Genomic DNA, 16,715 nt, shown 5'->3' with positions numbered 1-16,715 from the left:
GTCCGGGAGAACCCACCATGCGGATTCCACACTTCGCCCTCGTCGTCACAGTCGTCACCGTCGCCGCGGCCATGGTCTCGTGTGCGGCACCTGATGCGGTCGAGTCCCCCAGTGGCGGCAGTACGACGCCCGCCCTGGCCAAGGACGAGGCCGCCGCTGCTCTGCTGCCCGATGCGATCAAGTCTGCCGGGAAGGTCCGGGTCGCCTCCGGGGTCAGCTTCCCGCCGATGGAGTTCTTTGCCGAGGACAACAAGACCGTGCTCGGTTTCGACGCGGACCTGGGCGCGGCCCTCGGTCAGGTGCTGGGCGTGCCGTTCGAGTTCCAGAACACGAACTTCGACGGGATCATCGGCGGTCTGAACGCGGGCCGGTACGACCTGGCGATGACCAGCATGATCGACAAGAAGGCCCGTCAGGAGACGGTGGACTTCGTCGACTACCTGAGCTCCGGGGTCTCCTTCATGGTTGTCAAGGGCAACAAGAACGGCCTGAAGGAGAAGAAGGACCTCTGCGGGCGCACGGTGGCGGTGGAGAAGAGCGCCACCGGCGACCTGACCGCCGACGAGATCGCGAAAGAGTGCAAGCTGACCAAACTGCCGTTCCCGGACCAGGCGAGCGCGGTCCAGGCGCTCCAGTCCGGCCGTGCGGACGCCGTACTGGCGCTCGACCTGACACTGGCCTACAACGTGAAGCAGGCGCCGGACGCGTTCGAGATCGCGAGCAAGCCGTTCGACTCCCTGCCTGTCGGGATCCCGGTGCCGAAGAACAACCCGAAGCTGCGCGACGCCGTCCAGGCCGCGTTGAAGAAGGTGATCGAGAGTGGCACGTACGACGCGCTGCTGGCGAAGTGGAATCTCACCGACCAGGCACTGAAAGACGCTCCGATCAACCAGGGCAAGTGAGATGAGCACCGCCGACGAACCGATCGTCCGGCTCCGGCATCCGGGCCGCTGGGTCGCGGCCGCCGCGATCGTCTTCCTGCTGGCCGTGTTCGTGCACTTCGTCGCGACCGCGCCGAAGCTGCGGCTCGACCTGGTGGCCGGCTACCTGTTCGAGAAGTCGATCCTGCTCGGCCTGGTCAAGACCCTGCAGCTGACCGTGATCGCGATGCTGGTCGGAATCGTGCTCGGCACGATCCTCGCGGTGATGCGGCTGTCCGAGAACCCGGTCCTGCGATCGGTTGCCGGCGGCTACGTCTGGCTGTTCCGCGGTACGCCGATCCTCGTCCAACTGCTGTTCTGGTTCTTCCTCGGCACCGTCGTACCGCAGCTCAGCATCGGACTGCCCTTCGGTGGACCCGACCTGATCAGCTGGCCGACGAACACCGTCATCACCCAGTTCACGGCCGCGATCCTCGGGCTCGGACTGAACGAAGCGGCGTACATGGCGGAGATCGTCCGGGCCGGGATCGGTTCGGTCGACTCCGGGCAGCGCGAGGCGGCCGAGGCGCTCAGCATGAGTCCGTGGATCACCTACCGGCGGGTGATCCTGCCGCAGGCGGCCCGGCTGATCGTGCCGCCGACGGCCAATCAGACGATCTCGATGCTCAAGCTGACCTCGCTCGTGCTGGTGATCGGGTTGCCCGAGCTCACCACGACCGCCCAGCTGATCTACGGGCGCAACTTCCAGCAGATCCCGCTGCTGATCGTGGCCAGTCTCTGGTACCTCGTCCTGACCACGATCCTGACCGTCGTCCAGAACCGGTTGGAGAACCGCATGAGCCGTGGAGTGCTCCGATGATGGTCGAGGCGGTCAACGTGCGGAAGTCGTTCGGCGACGTCGAGGTGCTGAAGGGCATCGACCTGACCGTCGAGGCCGGCGAGGTCGTCTCGCTGCTGGGCCCGTCCGGCTCCGGCAAGAGCACGTTCCTGCGCTGTATCAACCACCTCGAACGGATCGACGGCGGCGAGATCAGTGTGAACGGCGAGCTGGTCGGCTACCGGCGCCATGGCGGCCGTAAGTACGAGCTGCGTCCGCGTGAGACCGCGGCGGCCCGGCGGCACGTCGGGATGGTGTTTCAGCGGTTCAACCTGTTCCCGCATCGCACCGCGGTCGAGAACGTGATGGAGGCCCCGATCTTCGTCAAACGCGAGACACGCGCCGCAGCTCGTAGCCAAGCGCTCGCACTGCTCGACCGCGTCGGCCTGGCGGACAAGGCAGCGGCGTACCCGGCACAGCTGTCCGGCGGCCAGCAGCAGCGGGTGGCGATCGCCCGCGCCCTGGCAATGCGGCCGACGCTGATGCTCTTCGACGAACCGACCTCCGCCCTCGACCCCGAACTGGTCGGCGAGGTCCTCGAGGTGATGAAGGGCCTGGCGGCCGACGGGATGACGATGATCGTGGTCACGCACGAGATCGGTTTCGCCCGGGAGGTCTGCCAGCGGGTGGTGTTCATGGACGCCGGCGTCGTCGTCGAGGCCGGCCCACCCGCGCAGGTGCTCAGCAATCCCAGTCACGCCCGGACCCGGACCTTCCTGCAGAAAGTGCTCTGAGATGACCGAATTCCAAGGCCCTGTGGACGCGACCAGGATCCCCCGGTACGGCGGCCCGCCCACGTTCGCGCGGTTGCCGCGGATCGACGAGGTGGCCCGCGCGGATGTCGCGGTGATCGGCGTACCGTTCGATTCCGGTGTCAGCTACCGGCCCGGCGCGCGCTTCGGCCCGGGCCACATCCGGGCGTCGTCCAAGCTGCTGCGTCCGTACAACCCGGTGCAGGACGTGGAACCGTTCGCACTGCAGCAAGTAGCTGATGCTGGTGACATCGCCTGCAACCCGTTCGACATTCTCGAAGCGGTCAAGCAGATCGACGAGGGTGTGCGCGAGGTGATCGGCTTCGGCGCCAAACCGCTGACGATCGGTGGCGATCACACGATCGCGTTGCCGCTGCTGCGGGTGATGCACGAGGCGCACGGGCCGATCGCGGTCGTCCACTTCGACGCGCATCTGGATACGTGGGACACGTACTTCGGTGCGCCGATCACGCACGGTACGCCGTTCCGTCGTGCCTCCGAGGAGGGCCTGATCGACCAGACCGGGTCGCTGCATGTGGGTATCCGCGGCTCGCTGTATTCGCGGGAGGACCTGACCGACGATCAGGTGCTGGGGTTCCAGGTGATCGGTGCGCATCAGTTCGACGACCACGGGTGGCGCGGGGCGGTCGACCGGATCAAGGCGCGGGTCGGTGATCGGCCGACGTACGTGTCGCTGGACATCGACGTACTGGATCCGGCCTTTGCGCCTGGGACTGGGACGCCGGAGGCCGGTGGGCTGACCAGTCGGGAGTTGTTGCAGATGCTGCGGGCGTTCGCCGAGCTGAACCTGGTTGGTGCGGACATCGTGGAGGTGGCTCCGGCGTATGACCATGCTGAGGTCACTGGGATCGCGGCTGCGCATGCGGCGTACGAACTGATCAGCGCGATGGCGCCCCGTGGCTGACGCGGTGACGGGCGGCGCGGCCGTCGTGGACAGCTTGGTGGCTCACGGGGTCCGGCATGTCTTCGGCATTCCGGGCACGCACAATCTGGAGATCTACCGGTATCTGCCGGCATCGGGGATCCGGCACATCGTGACGCGGCACGAACAGGGCGCCGGGTACGCCGCCGATGGGTACGCGCGGGTGACGGGTGGCGCGGGCGTGCTGATCACGACTTCGGGACCAGGGATCACCAACGCGATCACTGCTCTCGCAACCTCGTACGCCGATTCCGTGCCGACGCTCGCGATCTCGCCCGGGCCGCCTCGGGGGATGGTCGGCAAGGACGTCGGCTGGCTGCACGAGCTGAAGAACCAGCAGGGTGCGCTGGACGCGGTGTGCGACCGGAGCATTCGCGTCGACAGTGCGAACGAGTTGCCGGAGGTGATCGCGGACATCTTCGCCGGGTTCAGTTCACGGCGGCCGCGGCCGGTGCATCTGGAGGTGCCGGTCGATGTACTCGAAGGCGAGTGGGTACGCCGGTCCGTCGCAGCCGCACCGCCTGCCACAGCAACGCGCGCCGACTCGGCGGGGTTCCCCAACCCAACCACGGTTGATGTGGCGGCGATTGAGCACGCGTTTGCGGAGGCTCGGCGCCCGCTGCTCATCGCGGGTGGTGGCGCGCGGGGAGCGGCTGCGGAGATTCGCGCGCTGGCGGCGAACGGCGTACCGGTGTTGACGACTGTGAACGGGAAAGGCATCGTCGACGAGTCGGATCCGGTTGCGCTCGGCGCGTCGATCCGGCTGCCGGCGGCTCATCGGGTGATCACCGAGGCCGATCTGGTAGTTGCCGTGGGCACCGAACTCGGTGATTCGGATCTGTGGGGTGGTGTCGCCCAGGCTGCCAAGGTGATTCGCATCGACGTGGATCCGGGGCAGCTGGACAAGAATCTCCGCGCCGATCTCGGCGTCGTCGGGGATGCGCGGCAGGCGCTGCGGTTCACGACCAAGCGTTTCGATACCGCGCATGTGGCGGAATGGCAGCAGGCGATTCGTGCTGATGCCGACCGGGACGCCGGGCCGTGGGCGGCGATCCAGCAATCGTTGGCCGCCGCGCTCCCCGCCGACACTGTGATCGCGGGCGACAGCTCGCAGGTCACGTACTACGGAACGGTCCACCACTGGCCGTTCACGACCGCCAACCGGCTGCTGTACCCGACCGGTTATGCCACCCTCGGCTACGGGTTGCCGGCTGCGATCGGGGCGAAGGTCGCGCAGCCGGAGCGGCCGGTGATCGGGCTGTTCGGCGACGGCGCCGCGATGTTCACGATCCAGGAGCTGGTGACCGCGACCGAGCTCCGGCTGCCGCTGCCGGTCGTCGTGGTGAACAACGGCGGGTACGCCGAGATCCGCGAGCAAATGGTGGATCGCGGGATCACGCCGCAGGCGGTCGACCTCTATCAGCCGGATCTGCCGGCCATGGCGCGCGCGATCGGTGCGCACGGCACCGAGGCGGAGTCGGCCGCCGTACTGGGTGAGCTCGCAGCGGCAGCTCTCACCGCAGACCGTCCGACCCTGATCCAGCTCACCATCGATGGGAGTACCGCGTGACCATCCTGAGTAACGTCATCGGAGGCAAGAACGTCGCTGCGGCCGCATCGATGGAGTTCGTCGATCCCTCCACTGCGCAGGCACTTGGTACGGCGCCGCTGTCTCGGGAGGCCGAGGTGAATGCGGCGGTCGGTGCGGCTGCCGAGGCGTTCCCGAGTTGGCGGCGTACGACGCCTGCCCAGCGGCAGCAGGGGATCCTCGCGCTGGCGGACCTGGTTGCCCAGCATGCCGACGAGCTGATCGAGTGCGAGGTCCGTAATACCGGCAAGCCGCGGGCCGCGACGCGAGAGCTCGAACTGCTCCCCTGCGTCGACCAGTTGCGGTTCTTCGCCGGTGCGGCTCGGGTGCTGACCGGGATCGCGCAGGCGGAGTACGAGGCTGGCTTCACCTCGTCGGTACGGCGGGAGCCGGTCGGCGTGATCGCGCAGATCACGCCGTGGAACTACCCACTGATGATGGCGATCTGGAAAATCGCGCCTGCACTCGCGGCCGGGAACACCGTCGTACTGAAGCCGGCCGACACGACGCCGTGGAGCACGGTCCGGCTGGCTGAGCTGGCCCAGGAGGTACTGCCGCCGGGCGTACTCAACGTGGTCTGCGGGGATCGGGACACCGGACGGCTGCTGGTCACGCACCGGCGGCCGGACATGGTCGCCATCACCGGGAGCACACGGGCCGGTGCCGAGGTGATGGCCGCGGCCGCGCCGACACTCAAGAACGTCCATCTGGAGCTGGGCGGGAAGGCCCCGGCGCTGGTGTTCGCCGACACCGACCTGCGGCGAACGGCCGAGGAGATCGCGTTCACGGGGTTCTTCAACGCCGGCCAGGACTGCACTGCCGCGACTCGCGTGCTGGTCGAGGAATCGGCGTACGAGGAGTTCGTCACCGAGGTCAGTGCCGCAGCGCGGGCCAGCCGGGCGGGGGCGCCGGACGAGCCGGAGGTGGCGTTCGGGCCGCTGAACAGTGCGGATCAGAAGGGGCGGGTCGAGGAGTTCCTGACCGGGCTACCGGCACATGCGGAGATCGTGGCCGGTGGTACCGGTCGCGGGCCGGGGTACTTCCTGGATGCGACCGTGATCGCCGGGGCTCGGCAGGACGACGACGTCGTACAGCGGGAGATCTTCGGACCGGTGCTGACCGTGCAGCCGTTCACCGACGAGGCAGAGGCGATCCGCCTGGCGAACGGCGTCGACCTAGCGCTGGCCTCCAGCGTCTGGACCACCGACCACGGCCGCGCCACCCGCCTGGCGGCCGAGCTGGACTTCGGCACCGTCTGGATCAACTGCCACCAGCTCCTGCCCGCTGAGCTCCCGCACGGCGGCTTCAAACAGTCCGGTACCGGCAAGGACCTCTCGGTCTTCGGCCTCGAGGACTACACGCGGCTGAAACACGTGATGAGCGCCTGGAGCTGAAGATGCGTGAAGGCCGCGTCCCCTGGTGGGGAACGCGGCCTTCAGCGGAGTTCTAGCTCGAGCGGCGGGGCCGCTTGTTGAACTCGTCGACGAAGTCGATGCGCAGCGACTGCTCGGCGCTGAGCGCTCCGACGACCGTGCGGATCGCGGTGGCGGTCCGGCCGTTACGGCCGATCACCTTGCCGATGTCGTCGGGGTGCACGTGCACCTCGAGCGTCCGGCCGCGACGCAGGTTGCGGGCCCGGACGCTCACGTCGTCCGGGTTGTCCACGATGCCTCGGACCAGGTGCTCCAGCGCCTCGGTCTCCATCACCGTCAGGCCTTGGCGTCGTCGGCGGCCGGAGCCTCGACAGCGGCCTCGTCAGCCTTGGCGGCCTCCGGGGCCTCGTCAGCCTTGGGGGCCTCGTCGGTCTTGGCCTCCGCCTTCGGGGCAGCCTTCTTCGCCGTCTTCTTGGCGGTGACGGCCTCGGTCTTCAGCGTGCCGTGGGCCTCGGCCAGCGCCTCGTTGAAGATCTCCTGCTTGTCCCGCTTCGGCTCCTTGACCCGCAGCGGCGGCGGAGCGTCCTGGCCCTTGAACTTCTGCCAGTCACCGGAGGCCTTGAAGATGGCCTCGACGGCCTCGGTCGCCTGCGCGCCGACGCCCAGCCAGTACTGCGCCCGCTCGGACTCGACCCGGATGAACGACGGCTCGGTCTTCGGGTTGTACAGGCCGATCTCCTCGATGGCGCGGCCGTCACGCTTGGCGCGGGCGTCCATCACGACGATGCGGTAGTGCGGCGCACGCTTCTTGCCGATGCGCTTCAAACGGATCTTGACTGCCACGTTTGCGGGAACTCCCTTGGGATTACATGTCTGGGTGAGCAGCACGGCGTCGTGGGGACAACGAGTAACCGCTCGAATGGGCCGAGCCAGGCCGTGGAGTTAGAGGGCTGCACAAACCTGGACGGACTCAGCCAACCATTCTGCCAGATCCCACCCCTCACCACCCAATCCACCTCCCACCCACCCCATCCCAGCTCCCCCGCGGGACGCCTTACGGGAGCCGATGGGGCGGGATCCGGGGCAGGAACGGCAGGAGGTGTGGCTGGATCTGGGGGTGGTGCCCAGGTGGTTGAGCGTGCGGGGCCGGATGGAGCACGCAGACCTCCTGTCGTTCGTGCCGGCGGTCAGGGGCGGAGGTAGGTGAGGTCGGGGAGGTGGGTGGCGTAGGCGTCCAGGAGGTGTCCGGCGGCGGTGACCGAGTCGATCAGGGGGTGCCAGGCGAAGGCTCGGAGGGCGGCGGGGCGGGAGGCGGTGGTGGCGGCCTCGATGGTGGAGCGTTCGACCGCCTTGACCGCGGTGACCAGGCCGGCCTGGTGGTCGGTGAGCTGGGAGACGGCGAGCGGGAGGGCGCCGTTGGCGTCGACCGTGCACGGGATCTCGACCACGGCGTCGTCGTCGAGGTGGTGCAGGATGCCGCGGTTGCGGACGTTCAGGATCAGGGAGGCGCGTTCGTTGTGCGCGATGGCGCGCATCAGGGACAGAGCGACCTGCTCGTAGCCGCCGGCGGCCATGTCGCGTTCGTCGCGCTCACCGGCGTCGGCGACCTCGCGGCTCTCCACCATGTACGTCGATTCGCGCTCGGCGCGGGTCTTCTGCCACAGCTCGAGCGCCTGGTCGGGGTGCTGGGTCGTCTCGGCGTAGAACGCGGACTGCTGCTCGAGGAGGAACGTGCCGCGGGTCTGGCGGACAGCCTGTACGGCGGCCAGCGTCTCGCGGGCGAAGTAGTAGTAGTGCAGGTACTCGTTCGGGATCGAGCCGAGGGACCGCAGCCAGTCCACCCCGAACAGCCGCCCTTCCTCGAAGGAGGTGAGCTCGTCGGTGGACGTCAGGAGCTCGGGGAGCCGGTCGACCCCACCGGACCGCAGACCGCGCAGCCAGCCGAGGTGGTTGAGCCCGGCGTAGTCGTAGAACGCGGTCGTCGGATCCACACCGAGCGCGAGCGCCGCCCGGCGGCCGAGGCCCGAGGGTGAGTCGCAGATGCCGATCACGCGGTCGCCGAGGTACGGGATCATCGCCTCGGTCACCATCCCGGCCGGGTTGGTGAAGTTGATGACCCAGGCCTCCGGCGCGATCGCCGCAATCCGCCGCGCGATCGCCGTCGCCACCGGAATCGTCCGCAAGCCATACGCGATCCCGCCGGCGCCGACAGTCTCCTGGCCCAGCACGCCGAGGTCGAGCGCCACCCGCTCGTCCACAGTCCGCCCCTCGAGCCCACCCACCCGAATGGCCGAGAAGATGAAGTCGGCCCCCCGAATCGCCTCATCGAGGTCCGTAGTCGCGGTAACCACCGGCGCACTTCTCGCAACGTCCGACGATCCGGAGACGGGCGCCCGCGTGTCTTCGGACGTTAGTGAATTTGCTTGCTGGCGGAGGACGGCGGCGATCGAGGAGAGGCGGGTGGGGTCGGTGTCGTAGAGCTTGACCTCGGTGATCCGGCCGGGGCCGTGGTCGTTGAGGAGGGCGTGGTAGACGAGGGGGACCCGGAATCCGCCGCCGCCGAGGATCGTCAGTCTCACGCCACAACCACCTGTCCGCTCACGCCAGCACCACCTGGACTCCTGCTTCCGTCAATTGGGTCCGGGTCGCCGTGTCGGCGCCCGGCTCGGTGACCACCATGTGCAGCTCGGCCGGTTCGCAGACGCGGGCGACGCCGTGGCCGGGGAACTTGGTTGCGTCGGCGAGGAGGACGACGCGGTCGGCGGCCTTGATCATCGCGCGTTTGACCGGGACCTCGATCATCGTGCTGTCCATCACGCGACCGTCGGGCCGGACCCCGCTCGTGCCCAGGAACAGCCAGTCGACGTGGATCTGCCGCAGGCTCTCCTCGGTCAGATAGCCGACGAGCGATCGGTAGCTGCGCCGTACGAAACCGCCGAGGATGATCAGCTCGATCGATTCGTCGTTCTGCAGCTCTTCGAGGACAGCAAGGTTGCTCGTGACAACGGTCAGTGACCGTCCGTGCAGATGCTGGGCGACGCGCAGCGCGGTCGTCCCGATGTCGAGCAGCACGGACTCACCGTCCTGAACCAGCTCGGCCGCCCGCCGCGCGATCCGGTCCTTCTCTGCGGCATGGACGGCGTTCACATCCGCGAACGGCTCGTCTCCCCCGTCAACGGCGAGAGCGCCGCCGTACACCCGGGTCAGCCGGCCTTCGTCGTGCAACTGCTCGAGGTCGCGGCGGATCGTCGCCTCGCTGACCCCCAGGCGGGCGGCCAGCACCTTCACACCCCCGGCCCCGTCGACCCGGAGTGCGCGCACGATCTCGTCCTGACGCTGCTTCGGCAACACATCACGACCGTATCACGCAAACTCTGTCATTTTCAGTCACAGTCGTGATTGGGTATTGAAAACTTTGACGGTCGGGTTCAAGATTCACGCAAGAGTTTGATCAGACCTGCAGGAGTGTGGGACAGCTCATGAACGAGCTTGACGTGGTCGTCGCCGGCCTGGTGTTCCAGGACCTGGTGCTCGGCCTGCCCACGCCCCCGCGCCCGGGGACCGAGGTCTGGGCGACCGACTCCCACGAGAGCCCCGGCGGGATCGCCAACTTCGCGGTTGCTCTCGCGAGGCTCGGGTTGCGCACCGGGATGGCAGCGACCTTCGGGGCCGACGATCTGGGCGTACGACTGTGGGATCGCCTGCAGGCGGAGCACATTGATCTGAGCCTGTCCCGCAGACTCGAAGACTGGCCGACCCCGTTGACCGTGGCGCTTGCCTACGACAACGATCGCGCGCTGGTCACCCGCGGCAGCGCTCCACCACTGAGCGCCGACGATCTGATCGTCACTTCCCCCAAGGCCAAAGCCGTTGCCGCGCACATCGGCCCCTGGCCGAACGAGTGGCTGGCGAAGGCGAAAGCCGCCGGGAGCCTGGTGTTCGCCGACGTAGGCTGGGATCCCAGCGAGCAATGGGATCCCGCCGTCCTCGACCAGCTCGAGCACTGCGATGTGTTCCTGCCGAACGCGGGCGAAGCCATGGCCTACACCCGTACGACGTCGCCCGGCGCAGCGCTGGAGGCGCTCGCCACGAAGGTCCCGGTGGTCGTGGTGTCCAACGGCGCCCACGGGGCCGAGGCGATCGACGGCCGCACCGGCGAGCGCATCGCCGTACCGGCCTTCCCTGTCCCGGCGGCGGACACCACCGGGGCGGGTGATGTGTTCGCCGCCGGCTTCATCGCTGCCACTGTCTGGGACCTGCCGCTCGAGCAGCGGGTCCGTTTCGCCGCCCTCACCGCGGCCCTGTCCGTCACCAGGCTCGGCGGCGCCGATGCGGCGCCGGGCTGGCAGGACCTGGCCACGTGGTCTGCCGCTCACCCGGAAGACCGTTTTCTCCCTGCGCTGATCAGCGCTCACTCAGGAAGGTAAGACCATGGACCTGTCACGTCGAACGCTGCTTGCTGGGGGCCTCGCAGCCGTGCTCGGCGGCACAGTCGTCGCCTGCTCGTCCGGAATGGACACCGGCTCGGCCAAGAAGAACGCCACCGGCAACCTGGCACTGTGGTGCTGGCCGGGCGGTCTGGGCAAGTCCGTCCTGGACGACACCATCGCGCACTTCCCGGACCAGAACATCAAGTACTCCGAGGTGGGCGGCGACTTCAAGCAGAAGCTGCTGACCACGTTCAGCGGCGGTACGTCGATCCCGGACATCACCGGTATCAAGGGTGAGGACATCGCCTCGCTGCTGCCGCAGGCGAGCCGGTTCGTGGACCTGAAGACGATCGGGGCCGACGACGCCTTCCTCGGCCAGTACCTGGAGTGGAAGGTCAAGCAGGCAACGACACTGGACGGCAAGGTGCTCGGGATCCCGATCGACATCGGCCCGACCGCGCTGTTCTACCGCGAGGACATCTTCACCGCCGGCGGCCTGCCGGGCGACCCGGCCAAGGTCGGCGAGCAGATGAAGAGCTGGGACGACTTCCTGCAGGCCGGTGTCGAGCTGAAGGCGAAGAACCCGAAGGCGTTCATCGTCGCGGACGCGGTCGACATGTACGGCACGATCGTCAACCAGGGCACGTCGCGCTATATCGACAAGGACAACAAGTTCATCGGCGACCAGGACCACATCCGCAAGGCGTGGGACACCGCGGTGAAGGCGATCACGCTCAAGGTCGACGGCAAGACGCTCGGTGGGTCGAACGACTGGAACGCCGGTCTCGACCAGGGCACGGTGCCGACCGTGGTCGGTGCGGCCTGGGTCGCGCTGGACATCAAGGCGGCCGCGAAGACCAGCGTCGGCAAGTGGCGGGTCGCACCGACCCCGGGCGGCCCGGCGAACTTCGGTGGTTCGTTCCTGGCCATCACCAAGAACGCCGCCGACCCGAAGGCCGCGTTCGAGGTGATCAAGTACATGCTCAGCCCGGACAACGAGGCCAAGGCGTTCGCGGACGCGCAGATCTTCCCGGCGACGCCGGCGGCGTACGACAAGCCGCAACTGAAGGCGGCGGACCCGTTCTTCGGTGGGCAGGTGCCGATCGACGTGTTCGGACCGGCTGCCAAGGACATCCCGATCGCGTACGAGGCCCCGCTGGACGCGGCCATCGCCGTACCGTTCACCGACGCACTGAAGCTGGTGCAGGTCGGTAAGAAGACCTCCGACGCGGCCTGGGCCGAGGCCGTCGAGAAGGCCAAGCAGATCGGCAAACGACAGGGCGTTCAGTGACACTGACCGCTTCCATGAGGCACCGGCGCAGCGTCTGGTCGTACTGGCGGTTCTACCTGGCGCTGTCGCCGTTCTATGTACTGTTCCTGGTCTTCGGGCTCTACCCGATGGTGTCCACGATCCTGCTCGGCTTCCAGAAGTGGGACGGGTTCAGTGCCCGGCAGTTCGTCGGGCTGCAGAACTTCGCCTTCCTGATCGAGGACAGCACGTTCTGGCTGGCTCTGAAGAACACCATCGTGCTGTTCTTCATGTCCACGGTCCCGACACTGGCGATCGCGCTCGTGCTGGCGGTGATGCTGAACTCGGCCGTCCGGTTCTCCGGGGTCTACCGGATCGCCTACTTCATCCCGAACATCACGTCGCTGGTGGCCGCCGCGATCTTCTTCGCCGCGGTCTTCAGCACGAACTTCGGGCTGATCAACTCCGGCCTGCGCGCGCTCGGCCTGTCCAGCCAGGACTGGCTCGGGGAACCGTGGGGAATCAAGATCGCGATCTCGACGATGATCGTGTGGCAGTGGGCCGGGTACAACACGATCATCTATCTGGCCGGACTCCAGGCGATCCCCAAGGAACAGTACGAGGCGGCCAAGGTCGACGGCGCCGGCGCGGTCCGGACGTTCTTCTCGATCACGCTGCCGCAGCTGCGGCCCGTCGTCCTGTTCACGGTGGTCACGTCGACGATCGGCGGTCTGCAGACCTTCACCGAACCGCAGGTGATGGTCGGCAACAGCGGTGGCGTCGGCCAGAGCGGCATGACGATCGTCATGTACTTCTACAGCCAGGCCTTCCTCAACAACGACTACGGGTACGCCGCGGCGATTGCCCTGAGCATCTTCATGCTCGTGCTGCTGTTCACGGCGATCAACTGGAAGCTGGTCGGCGGAAGGGGTAAGCAGTGAGGTGGCACTGGAAGGGCGTGAGCCTGCACGTCGCCCTGGCGATCGCCGGGATCGCGTCGCTGTTCCCGTTCTACTGGACCCTGGTGATGGCGACGAACACCACCGCCGACATCTACCGGTTCCCCCCGAAGTTCACGCTCGGATCGCAACTCGACGACAACGTCCGCGCCGTACTGGCGAACGTCGCGTTCTTCCAGTCGATGGGCAACACCTTGGTGGTCGCAGTCTCGACCACGCTGCTGGTGCTGTTCTTCGACTCACTGGCCGCGTTCACGTTCGCGAAGTTCCGGTTCCCGGGGCGGAACGTCCTGTTCGTGATCCTGCTGGCGACGATGCTGCTGCCCGCGCAGCTCGGCGCGATCCCGCAGTTCCAGACGATGGCGGCGTTCGGCTGGGTCGGTTCCTTGAAGGCGCTGATCATCCCGGCGGCGGCGAATGCCTTCGGCATCTTCTGGCTGCGGCAGTACTTCCAGAGCTCGATCCATGACGAGCTGGTCGAGGCGGCCACGCTGGACGGCTGCGGCTTCCTGGGTGTCTACCGGCACGTGGCGCTGCCGTCGGCGCGGCCGGCTCTGGCGTTCCTGGGCATCTTCACCTTCGTCGGATCCTGGAACGACTACTTCTGGCCGTTGGTCGTGCTGACCAACCCCGACCACCTGACCCTGCAGGTGGCGCTGTCCAGTCTCAACCGTTCGCACGGGGTCGACTACAGCATGGTGATGACCGGGGCACTGATGGCGATGGTCCCGCTGATCGTGATCTTCATCGTCTTCGCCCGCCAGTTCATCAAGGGCGCAACCGAAGGAGCGATCAGAGGCTAAACTCCGGAACCGGAAGCAGCAGCGGTACGTCGGAGGGGCGTCATGGTTGGCAAGCGGGGGCGCGTGATCGGGCGGATCGCACCAGGAATCGTCGGCGAAGTGATGCTGCCGGTCCGTGGTGCCACCGAAGCCTTCTACGCTTACCCCGCGGTCGACGAAGAGATCGAGGTCGGCGCGCAGGTCGTGGTCGTGGACTACGACCCGCCGCGCACGGTCTACGTCTCCCGCGCTCTGTAACTCTCGCTGTTGCTTCTGGTTCCCTGGAGGGGAAATGCTCTGGACGTACGTGATCGGCGGCGCCGTTGCCCTGGTCGTACTGCTGCTCTTGTTCCGGATGGTCTGGCGGGTCGCCGAACCGAACGAGGCACTCATCATCTCCGGCCTCGGCGCGCACTCGAGCTCGGAGCAGGTCAACGAGACCCTCGGGTTCAAGATCGTGGTCGGTCGCGGGACCGCGGTGCTGCCCGGTTTCCAGACCGTCCGGCGGTTGCCGCTGGACATCCGCGCCACCCCGCTGACGGTCACCTGTGTGTCCAGTCAGGGCATCCCGCTGCACATCAAGGGCGTCACGGCGTACAAGGTCGGTGACGACTACGGCTCGATCGCGAACGCGGCCCGGCGCTTCCTGGAGCAGAGCGACGAGCAGGTGATGGGCACGATCCACGAGCTGTTCGCCGGTCACCTGCGGGCGATCGTCGGTTCGACCACGGTCGAGGAGATGCTGCACGACCGCGAGACGCTGACCACGAACATCCGGGGCTCGCTGGCCGGTGACATGGAGAAGCTCGGTCTGGTGGTCGACTCGCTGCAGATCCAGGAGATCGACGACGAGTCCGGCTACATCCGCAACCTCGGCCGTCCGCAGGCCGCCGCGGTCGAGGCCGCGGCGCGCATCGCGCAGGCCGAGCGGGACAAGGAAGCCACCGAGCGCGAGCAGGTCGCCGCGGCGGCCAAGGCGGCCGCCGTACGGCAGAGCTCGATCGCGCAGGCCGGTTACCAGGCCGAGGTCGACCAGGCGAGGTCGAAGGCACAGCAGTCCGGCCCGCTGGCCGAGGCGCTGGCCCGCCAGGAGGTTGTGGTCGCCGAGACCGAGACCGCCAAGCTGAACGCGTCCCTGGCCGAGAAGCAGCTGGAGTCGTCGGTGCTGAAGCCGGCCGACGCAGAGGCGTACAAGCAGCGCACGCTGGCCGGTGCCGCCCGGGACGCGCAGATCGCGGCCGCCGAGGCGAACGCCCGCGAGGTGACGTTGCGCGGTGAGGCCCAGGCGAAGGCGACCGAGCTGAACGGTAAGGCCGAGGCGGCCGCCGTCCAGGCGAAGGCGATGGCCGAGGCGGCCGGTATCAAGGCCCGCGCCGAGGCCCTGGCCACGAACACCGACGCCGTCGTCGCCCAGCAGCTGGCCGAGGCCTACCCGGAGATCGTCCGCGCCGCGGCGAGCTCGTTCGAGAAGGTCGGCAACATGGTGGTCCTGAACGGTGCCCAGGGCATCGAGGACACCCTGGTCAAGACGATCACCATGGGTGGCTCGGGCTTCGCGCTGGCCAAGCAGCTGATCGAGTCGCTGAGCGGCAAGGACGAGGCCAAGCCCACCCTCGAGCCGGTGCCTGACCAAACTGCCTGACCAGTGCTGAGCCGGACGCCCCGGATCCCCTGTTGCGCGGGGGATCCGGGGCATCCGCCTGTTATGCGGTGTGCAGAGTCAGCCCGTAGGCCTGGAGAATCTCGTTGACCGGCTGGAACCAGGTCTCACCACCGCTGCTGCAGTTGCCCCAGCCGCCGGACGTGACGCCCTGGGCCTGGTCACCGGTGATGAACGAGCCGCCGGAGTCGCCACCCTCGGCGCAGACGCTGGTCTTCGTTGCTCCGTAGAACAACTGGCCGTTGCCGTAGTTCACCGTTTCGTTCTTGGCCAGTACGGCGCCACAGTGCCAATGCGTGGTCGAGCCGCTGCGACAGATCGACGAGCCGACCGGTGCTTCCCAGGATCCGCGGACGAGCTTGTCGCTGGTCTGCCCCCAGCCGAGTACGACGGGCACAGTCCACCAGCCGTAGCCGGTCTGCACCCAGGCATAGTCGTTGCCGGGGAACGACCAGCCGCGGAACTCGCCCTGGTTCGAACCGTCCCAGCCACGGACGATGCCGCCGCGGCCGCAGTGTCCGGCGGTGACGTACCCGCCGTGCACGGAGAAGCCGATCGAGCAGCGGATGTTGCTGACGTAGTACGGGTCGCCGCCGACCGTACCGGCCGCGAACGTCCGCGGCGCCTGGGCCGCGACCTCCCGGACTGTCACCGCGCCGGCCTTGGCGACCTTGGCCACGAACGCATCGACGGCCGGAGAACGCTTACCTGCTTGGACATTGACGACGACGCTGCCGGTCTTCGCGTCAGCTGCCCAGCCGCTGACGGCAGCAGGCACGGACTTCCCGGCCAGCTTGTCGACCGCGTTCTTCTGCTTGTCCAGTACGGCGGCCGCCTTCGGTACCGCGACCGTCTCGGCACCGGTCGCCCGTACGGCGTTCGCCCGGCTCGAACCGGCGAGCCCGACGACGAGCTTCTGCTGGGCGGCGTCGTACCAGGCACCGCCGAACTCCTGCCCTGCTGCCTTCTGCGCAGCGGGGAGCAGCTTGGCGGCATCGGTCTCGGACTTGAGCCTGGCGTTCATCTGCTGCTCGGTCAGACCGAAGTCCTTCTGCATCGCAGCAGCCTGACCGGACACGGCCAACGGCTGGTCGATGCCTGCGGCAACAGCTTGGCCAGGGATACCGACGGCACTCACGACGAGCACGGCGGCCAACAGAACCTTCATGGATCACTCCTCACCTAGGGGCGGTTTCGGTGGGTGTGAGAGCGCTCTCTGGA

The 16,715-nt window shown here is 67.8% G+C and carries 17 protein-coding genes; 12 read left to right on the top strand and 5 right to left on the bottom strand.

The window, feature by feature from the left end:
* Window positions 1-17: 17 nt before the first annotated feature.
* From ACFCV3_RS30430 to ACFCV3_RS30405, 6 genes are read left to right on the top strand one after another with little or no spacing between them, the layout of a single operon-like run.
* Entirely contained in the window at window positions 18-902 is an 885-nt protein-coding gene (locus tag ACFCV3_RS30430; RefSeq protein WP_376035638.1) for an ABC transporter substrate-binding protein, read from the top strand.
* Between the two features lies 1 nt (window position 903).
* Window positions 904-1,740 (top strand): amino acid ABC transporter permease, encoded by an 837-nt coding sequence (locus ACFCV3_RS30425; protein WP_376035636.1) that lies wholly within the window; start codon window positions 904-906, stop codon window positions 1,738-1,740.
* The gene (locus ACFCV3_RS30420; protein ID WP_376035723.1) at window positions 1,740-2,492 is read left to right on the top strand and encodes an amino acid ABC transporter ATP-binding protein; all 753 of its coding nucleotides are present in this window, start codon (window positions 1,740-1,742) and stop codon (window positions 2,490-2,492) included. The genes ACFCV3_RS30425 and ACFCV3_RS30420 overlap by 1 nt, the downstream gene beginning before the upstream one ends.
* A gap of 1 nt (window position 2,493) precedes the next feature.
* Window positions 2,494-3,435 (top strand): agmatinase, encoded by a 942-nt coding sequence (gene speB / locus ACFCV3_RS30415; protein WP_376035634.1) that lies wholly within the window; start codon window positions 2,494-2,496, stop codon window positions 3,433-3,435.
* Entirely contained in the window at window positions 3,428-5,023 is a 1,596-nt protein-coding gene (locus ACFCV3_RS30410; protein WP_376035632.1) for a thiamine pyrophosphate-binding protein, read from the top strand. The genes speB and ACFCV3_RS30410 overlap by 8 nt, the downstream gene beginning before the upstream one ends.
* A complete protein-coding gene (locus ACFCV3_RS30405) occupies window positions 5,020-6,435 on the top strand; it encodes an aminobutyraldehyde dehydrogenase (RefSeq protein WP_376035630.1) in 1,416 nt (471 codons plus the stop codon). Before ACFCV3_RS30410 ends, ACFCV3_RS30405 begins: the two co-directional genes overlap by 4 nt.
* A 52-nt stretch (window positions 6,436-6,487) precedes the next feature.
* Here ACFCV3_RS30405 and ACFCV3_RS30400 read toward each other — a convergent pair whose 3' ends face one another.
* From ACFCV3_RS30400 to ACFCV3_RS30385, 4 genes are all read right to left on the bottom strand, one after another.
* The gene (locus ACFCV3_RS30400; RefSeq protein ID WP_132410221.1) at window positions 6,488-6,745 is read right to left on the bottom strand and encodes an RNA-binding protein; all 258 of its coding nucleotides are present in this window, start codon (window positions 6,743-6,745) and stop codon (window positions 6,488-6,490) included.
* Window positions 6,746-6,750: 5 nt separating this feature from the next.
* Window positions 6,751-7,257 (bottom strand): 30S ribosomal protein S16, encoded by a 507-nt coding sequence (gene rpsP / locus ACFCV3_RS30395; RefSeq protein ID WP_132410215.1) that lies wholly within the window; start codon window positions 7,255-7,257, stop codon window positions 6,751-6,753.
* A gap of 344 nt (window positions 7,258-7,601) precedes the next feature.
* Window positions 7,602-8,993: a 6-phospho-beta-glucosidase gene (locus ACFCV3_RS30390; protein WP_376035627.1), complete on the bottom strand. Its 1,392-nt coding sequence runs from the start codon at window positions 8,991-8,993 to the stop codon at window positions 7,602-7,604.
* A 19-nt stretch (window positions 8,994-9,012) separates the two neighbouring features.
* On the bottom strand, window positions 9,013-9,765 hold the full coding sequence (locus tag ACFCV3_RS30385; RefSeq protein WP_376035625.1) for a DeoR/GlpR family DNA-binding transcription regulator: 753 nt from the start codon (window positions 9,763-9,765) through the stop codon (window positions 9,013-9,015).
* Window positions 9,766-9,893: 128 nt separating this feature from the next.
* Here ACFCV3_RS30385 and ACFCV3_RS30380 point away from each other — a divergent pair, with 128 nt between their 5' ends.
* The 6 genes from ACFCV3_RS30380 to ACFCV3_RS30355 are packed head-to-tail and all read left to right on the top strand — an operon-like array spanning window position 9,894 to window position 15,476.
* Window positions 9,894-10,841 carry a carbohydrate kinase family protein gene (locus ACFCV3_RS30380; RefSeq protein ID WP_376035623.1) on the top strand — a complete coding sequence of 316 codons (948 nt, stop codon included), beginning with the start codon at window positions 9,894-9,896 and terminating at the stop codon, window positions 10,839-10,841.
* A gap of 4 nt (window positions 10,842-10,845) precedes the next feature.
* Window positions 10,846-12,135: an ABC transporter substrate-binding protein gene (locus ACFCV3_RS30375; RefSeq protein ID WP_376035621.1), complete on the top strand. Its 1,290-nt coding sequence runs from the start codon at window positions 10,846-10,848 to the stop codon at window positions 12,133-12,135.
* Between the two features lie 14 nt (window positions 12,136-12,149).
* On the top strand, window positions 12,150-13,034 hold the full coding sequence (locus ACFCV3_RS30370; RefSeq protein ID WP_376035619.1) for a carbohydrate ABC transporter permease: 885 nt from the start codon (window positions 12,150-12,152) through the stop codon (window positions 13,032-13,034).
* Window positions 13,031-13,855, top strand: a complete 825-nt coding sequence (locus tag ACFCV3_RS30365) for a carbohydrate ABC transporter permease (RefSeq protein WP_376035617.1) — start codon at window positions 13,031-13,033, stop codon at window positions 13,853-13,855. The genes ACFCV3_RS30370 and ACFCV3_RS30365 overlap by 4 nt, the downstream gene beginning before the upstream one ends.
* A 42-nt stretch (window positions 13,856-13,897) precedes the next feature.
* Entirely contained in the window at window positions 13,898-14,092 is a 195-nt protein-coding gene (locus tag ACFCV3_RS30360) for a hypothetical protein (protein WP_132412772.1), read from the top strand.
* A 34-nt stretch (window positions 14,093-14,126) separates the two neighbouring features.
* Window positions 14,127-15,476: a flotillin family protein gene (locus ACFCV3_RS30355; RefSeq protein ID WP_376035615.1), complete on the top strand. Its 1,350-nt coding sequence runs from the start codon at window positions 14,127-14,129 to the stop codon at window positions 15,474-15,476.
* A gap of 61 nt (window positions 15,477-15,537) precedes the next feature.
* Here the strand turns inward: ACFCV3_RS30355 and ACFCV3_RS30350 are convergent, their stop codons facing one another.
* The gene (locus ACFCV3_RS30350) at window positions 15,538-16,662 is read right to left on the bottom strand and encodes a S1 family peptidase (RefSeq protein WP_376035613.1); all 1,125 of its coding nucleotides are present in this window, start codon (window positions 16,660-16,662) and stop codon (window positions 15,538-15,540) included.
* Between the last annotated feature and the right edge of the window lie 53 nt (window positions 16,663-16,715).

The organism is Kribbella sp. NPDC056345, assembly GCF_042262745.1.
Taxonomy (GTDB): Bacteria; Actinomycetota; Actinomycetes; order Propionibacteriales; family Kribbellaceae; genus Kribbella.
This window is presented reverse-complemented; position numbering and strand designations above follow the sequence as displayed.

Coding starts and splice junctions, on each gene's coding strand:
- ACFCV3_RS30350 (WP_376035613.1), bottom strand. CDS start 16,662: ATGAAGGTTCTGTTGGCCGCCGTGCTCGTCGTGAGTGCCGTCGGTATC.
- speB (WP_376035634.1), top strand. CDS start 2,494: ATGACCGAATTCCAAGGCCCTGTGGACGCGACCAGGATCCCCCGGTAC.
- ACFCV3_RS30430 (WP_376035638.1), top strand. CDS start 18: ATGCGGATTCCACACTTCGCCCTCGTCGTCACAGTCGTCACCGTCGCC.
- ACFCV3_RS30375 (WP_376035621.1), top strand. CDS start 10,846: ATGGACCTGTCACGTCGAACGCTGCTTGCTGGGGGCCTCGCAGCCGTG.
- ACFCV3_RS30355 (WP_376035615.1), top strand. CDS start 14,127: ATGCTCTGGACGTACGTGATCGGCGGCGCCGTTGCCCTGGTCGTACTG.
- ACFCV3_RS30420 (WP_376035723.1), top strand. CDS start 1,740: ATGGTCGAGGCGGTCAACGTGCGGAAGTCGTTCGGCGACGTCGAGGTG.
- ACFCV3_RS30370 (WP_376035619.1), top strand. CDS start 12,150: ATGAGGCACCGGCGCAGCGTCTGGTCGTACTGGCGGTTCTACCTGGCG.
- ACFCV3_RS30380 (WP_376035623.1), top strand. CDS start 9,894: ATGAACGAGCTTGACGTGGTCGTCGCCGGCCTGGTGTTCCAGGACCTG.
- ACFCV3_RS30425 (WP_376035636.1), top strand. CDS start 904: ATGAGCACCGCCGACGAACCGATCGTCCGGCTCCGGCATCCGGGCCGC.
- ACFCV3_RS30360 (WP_132412772.1), top strand. CDS start 13,898: ATGGTTGGCAAGCGGGGGCGCGTGATCGGGCGGATCGCACCAGGAATC.
- ACFCV3_RS30400 (WP_132410221.1), bottom strand. CDS start 6,745: ATGGAGACCGAGGCGCTGGAGCACCTGGTCCGAGGCATCGTGGACAAC.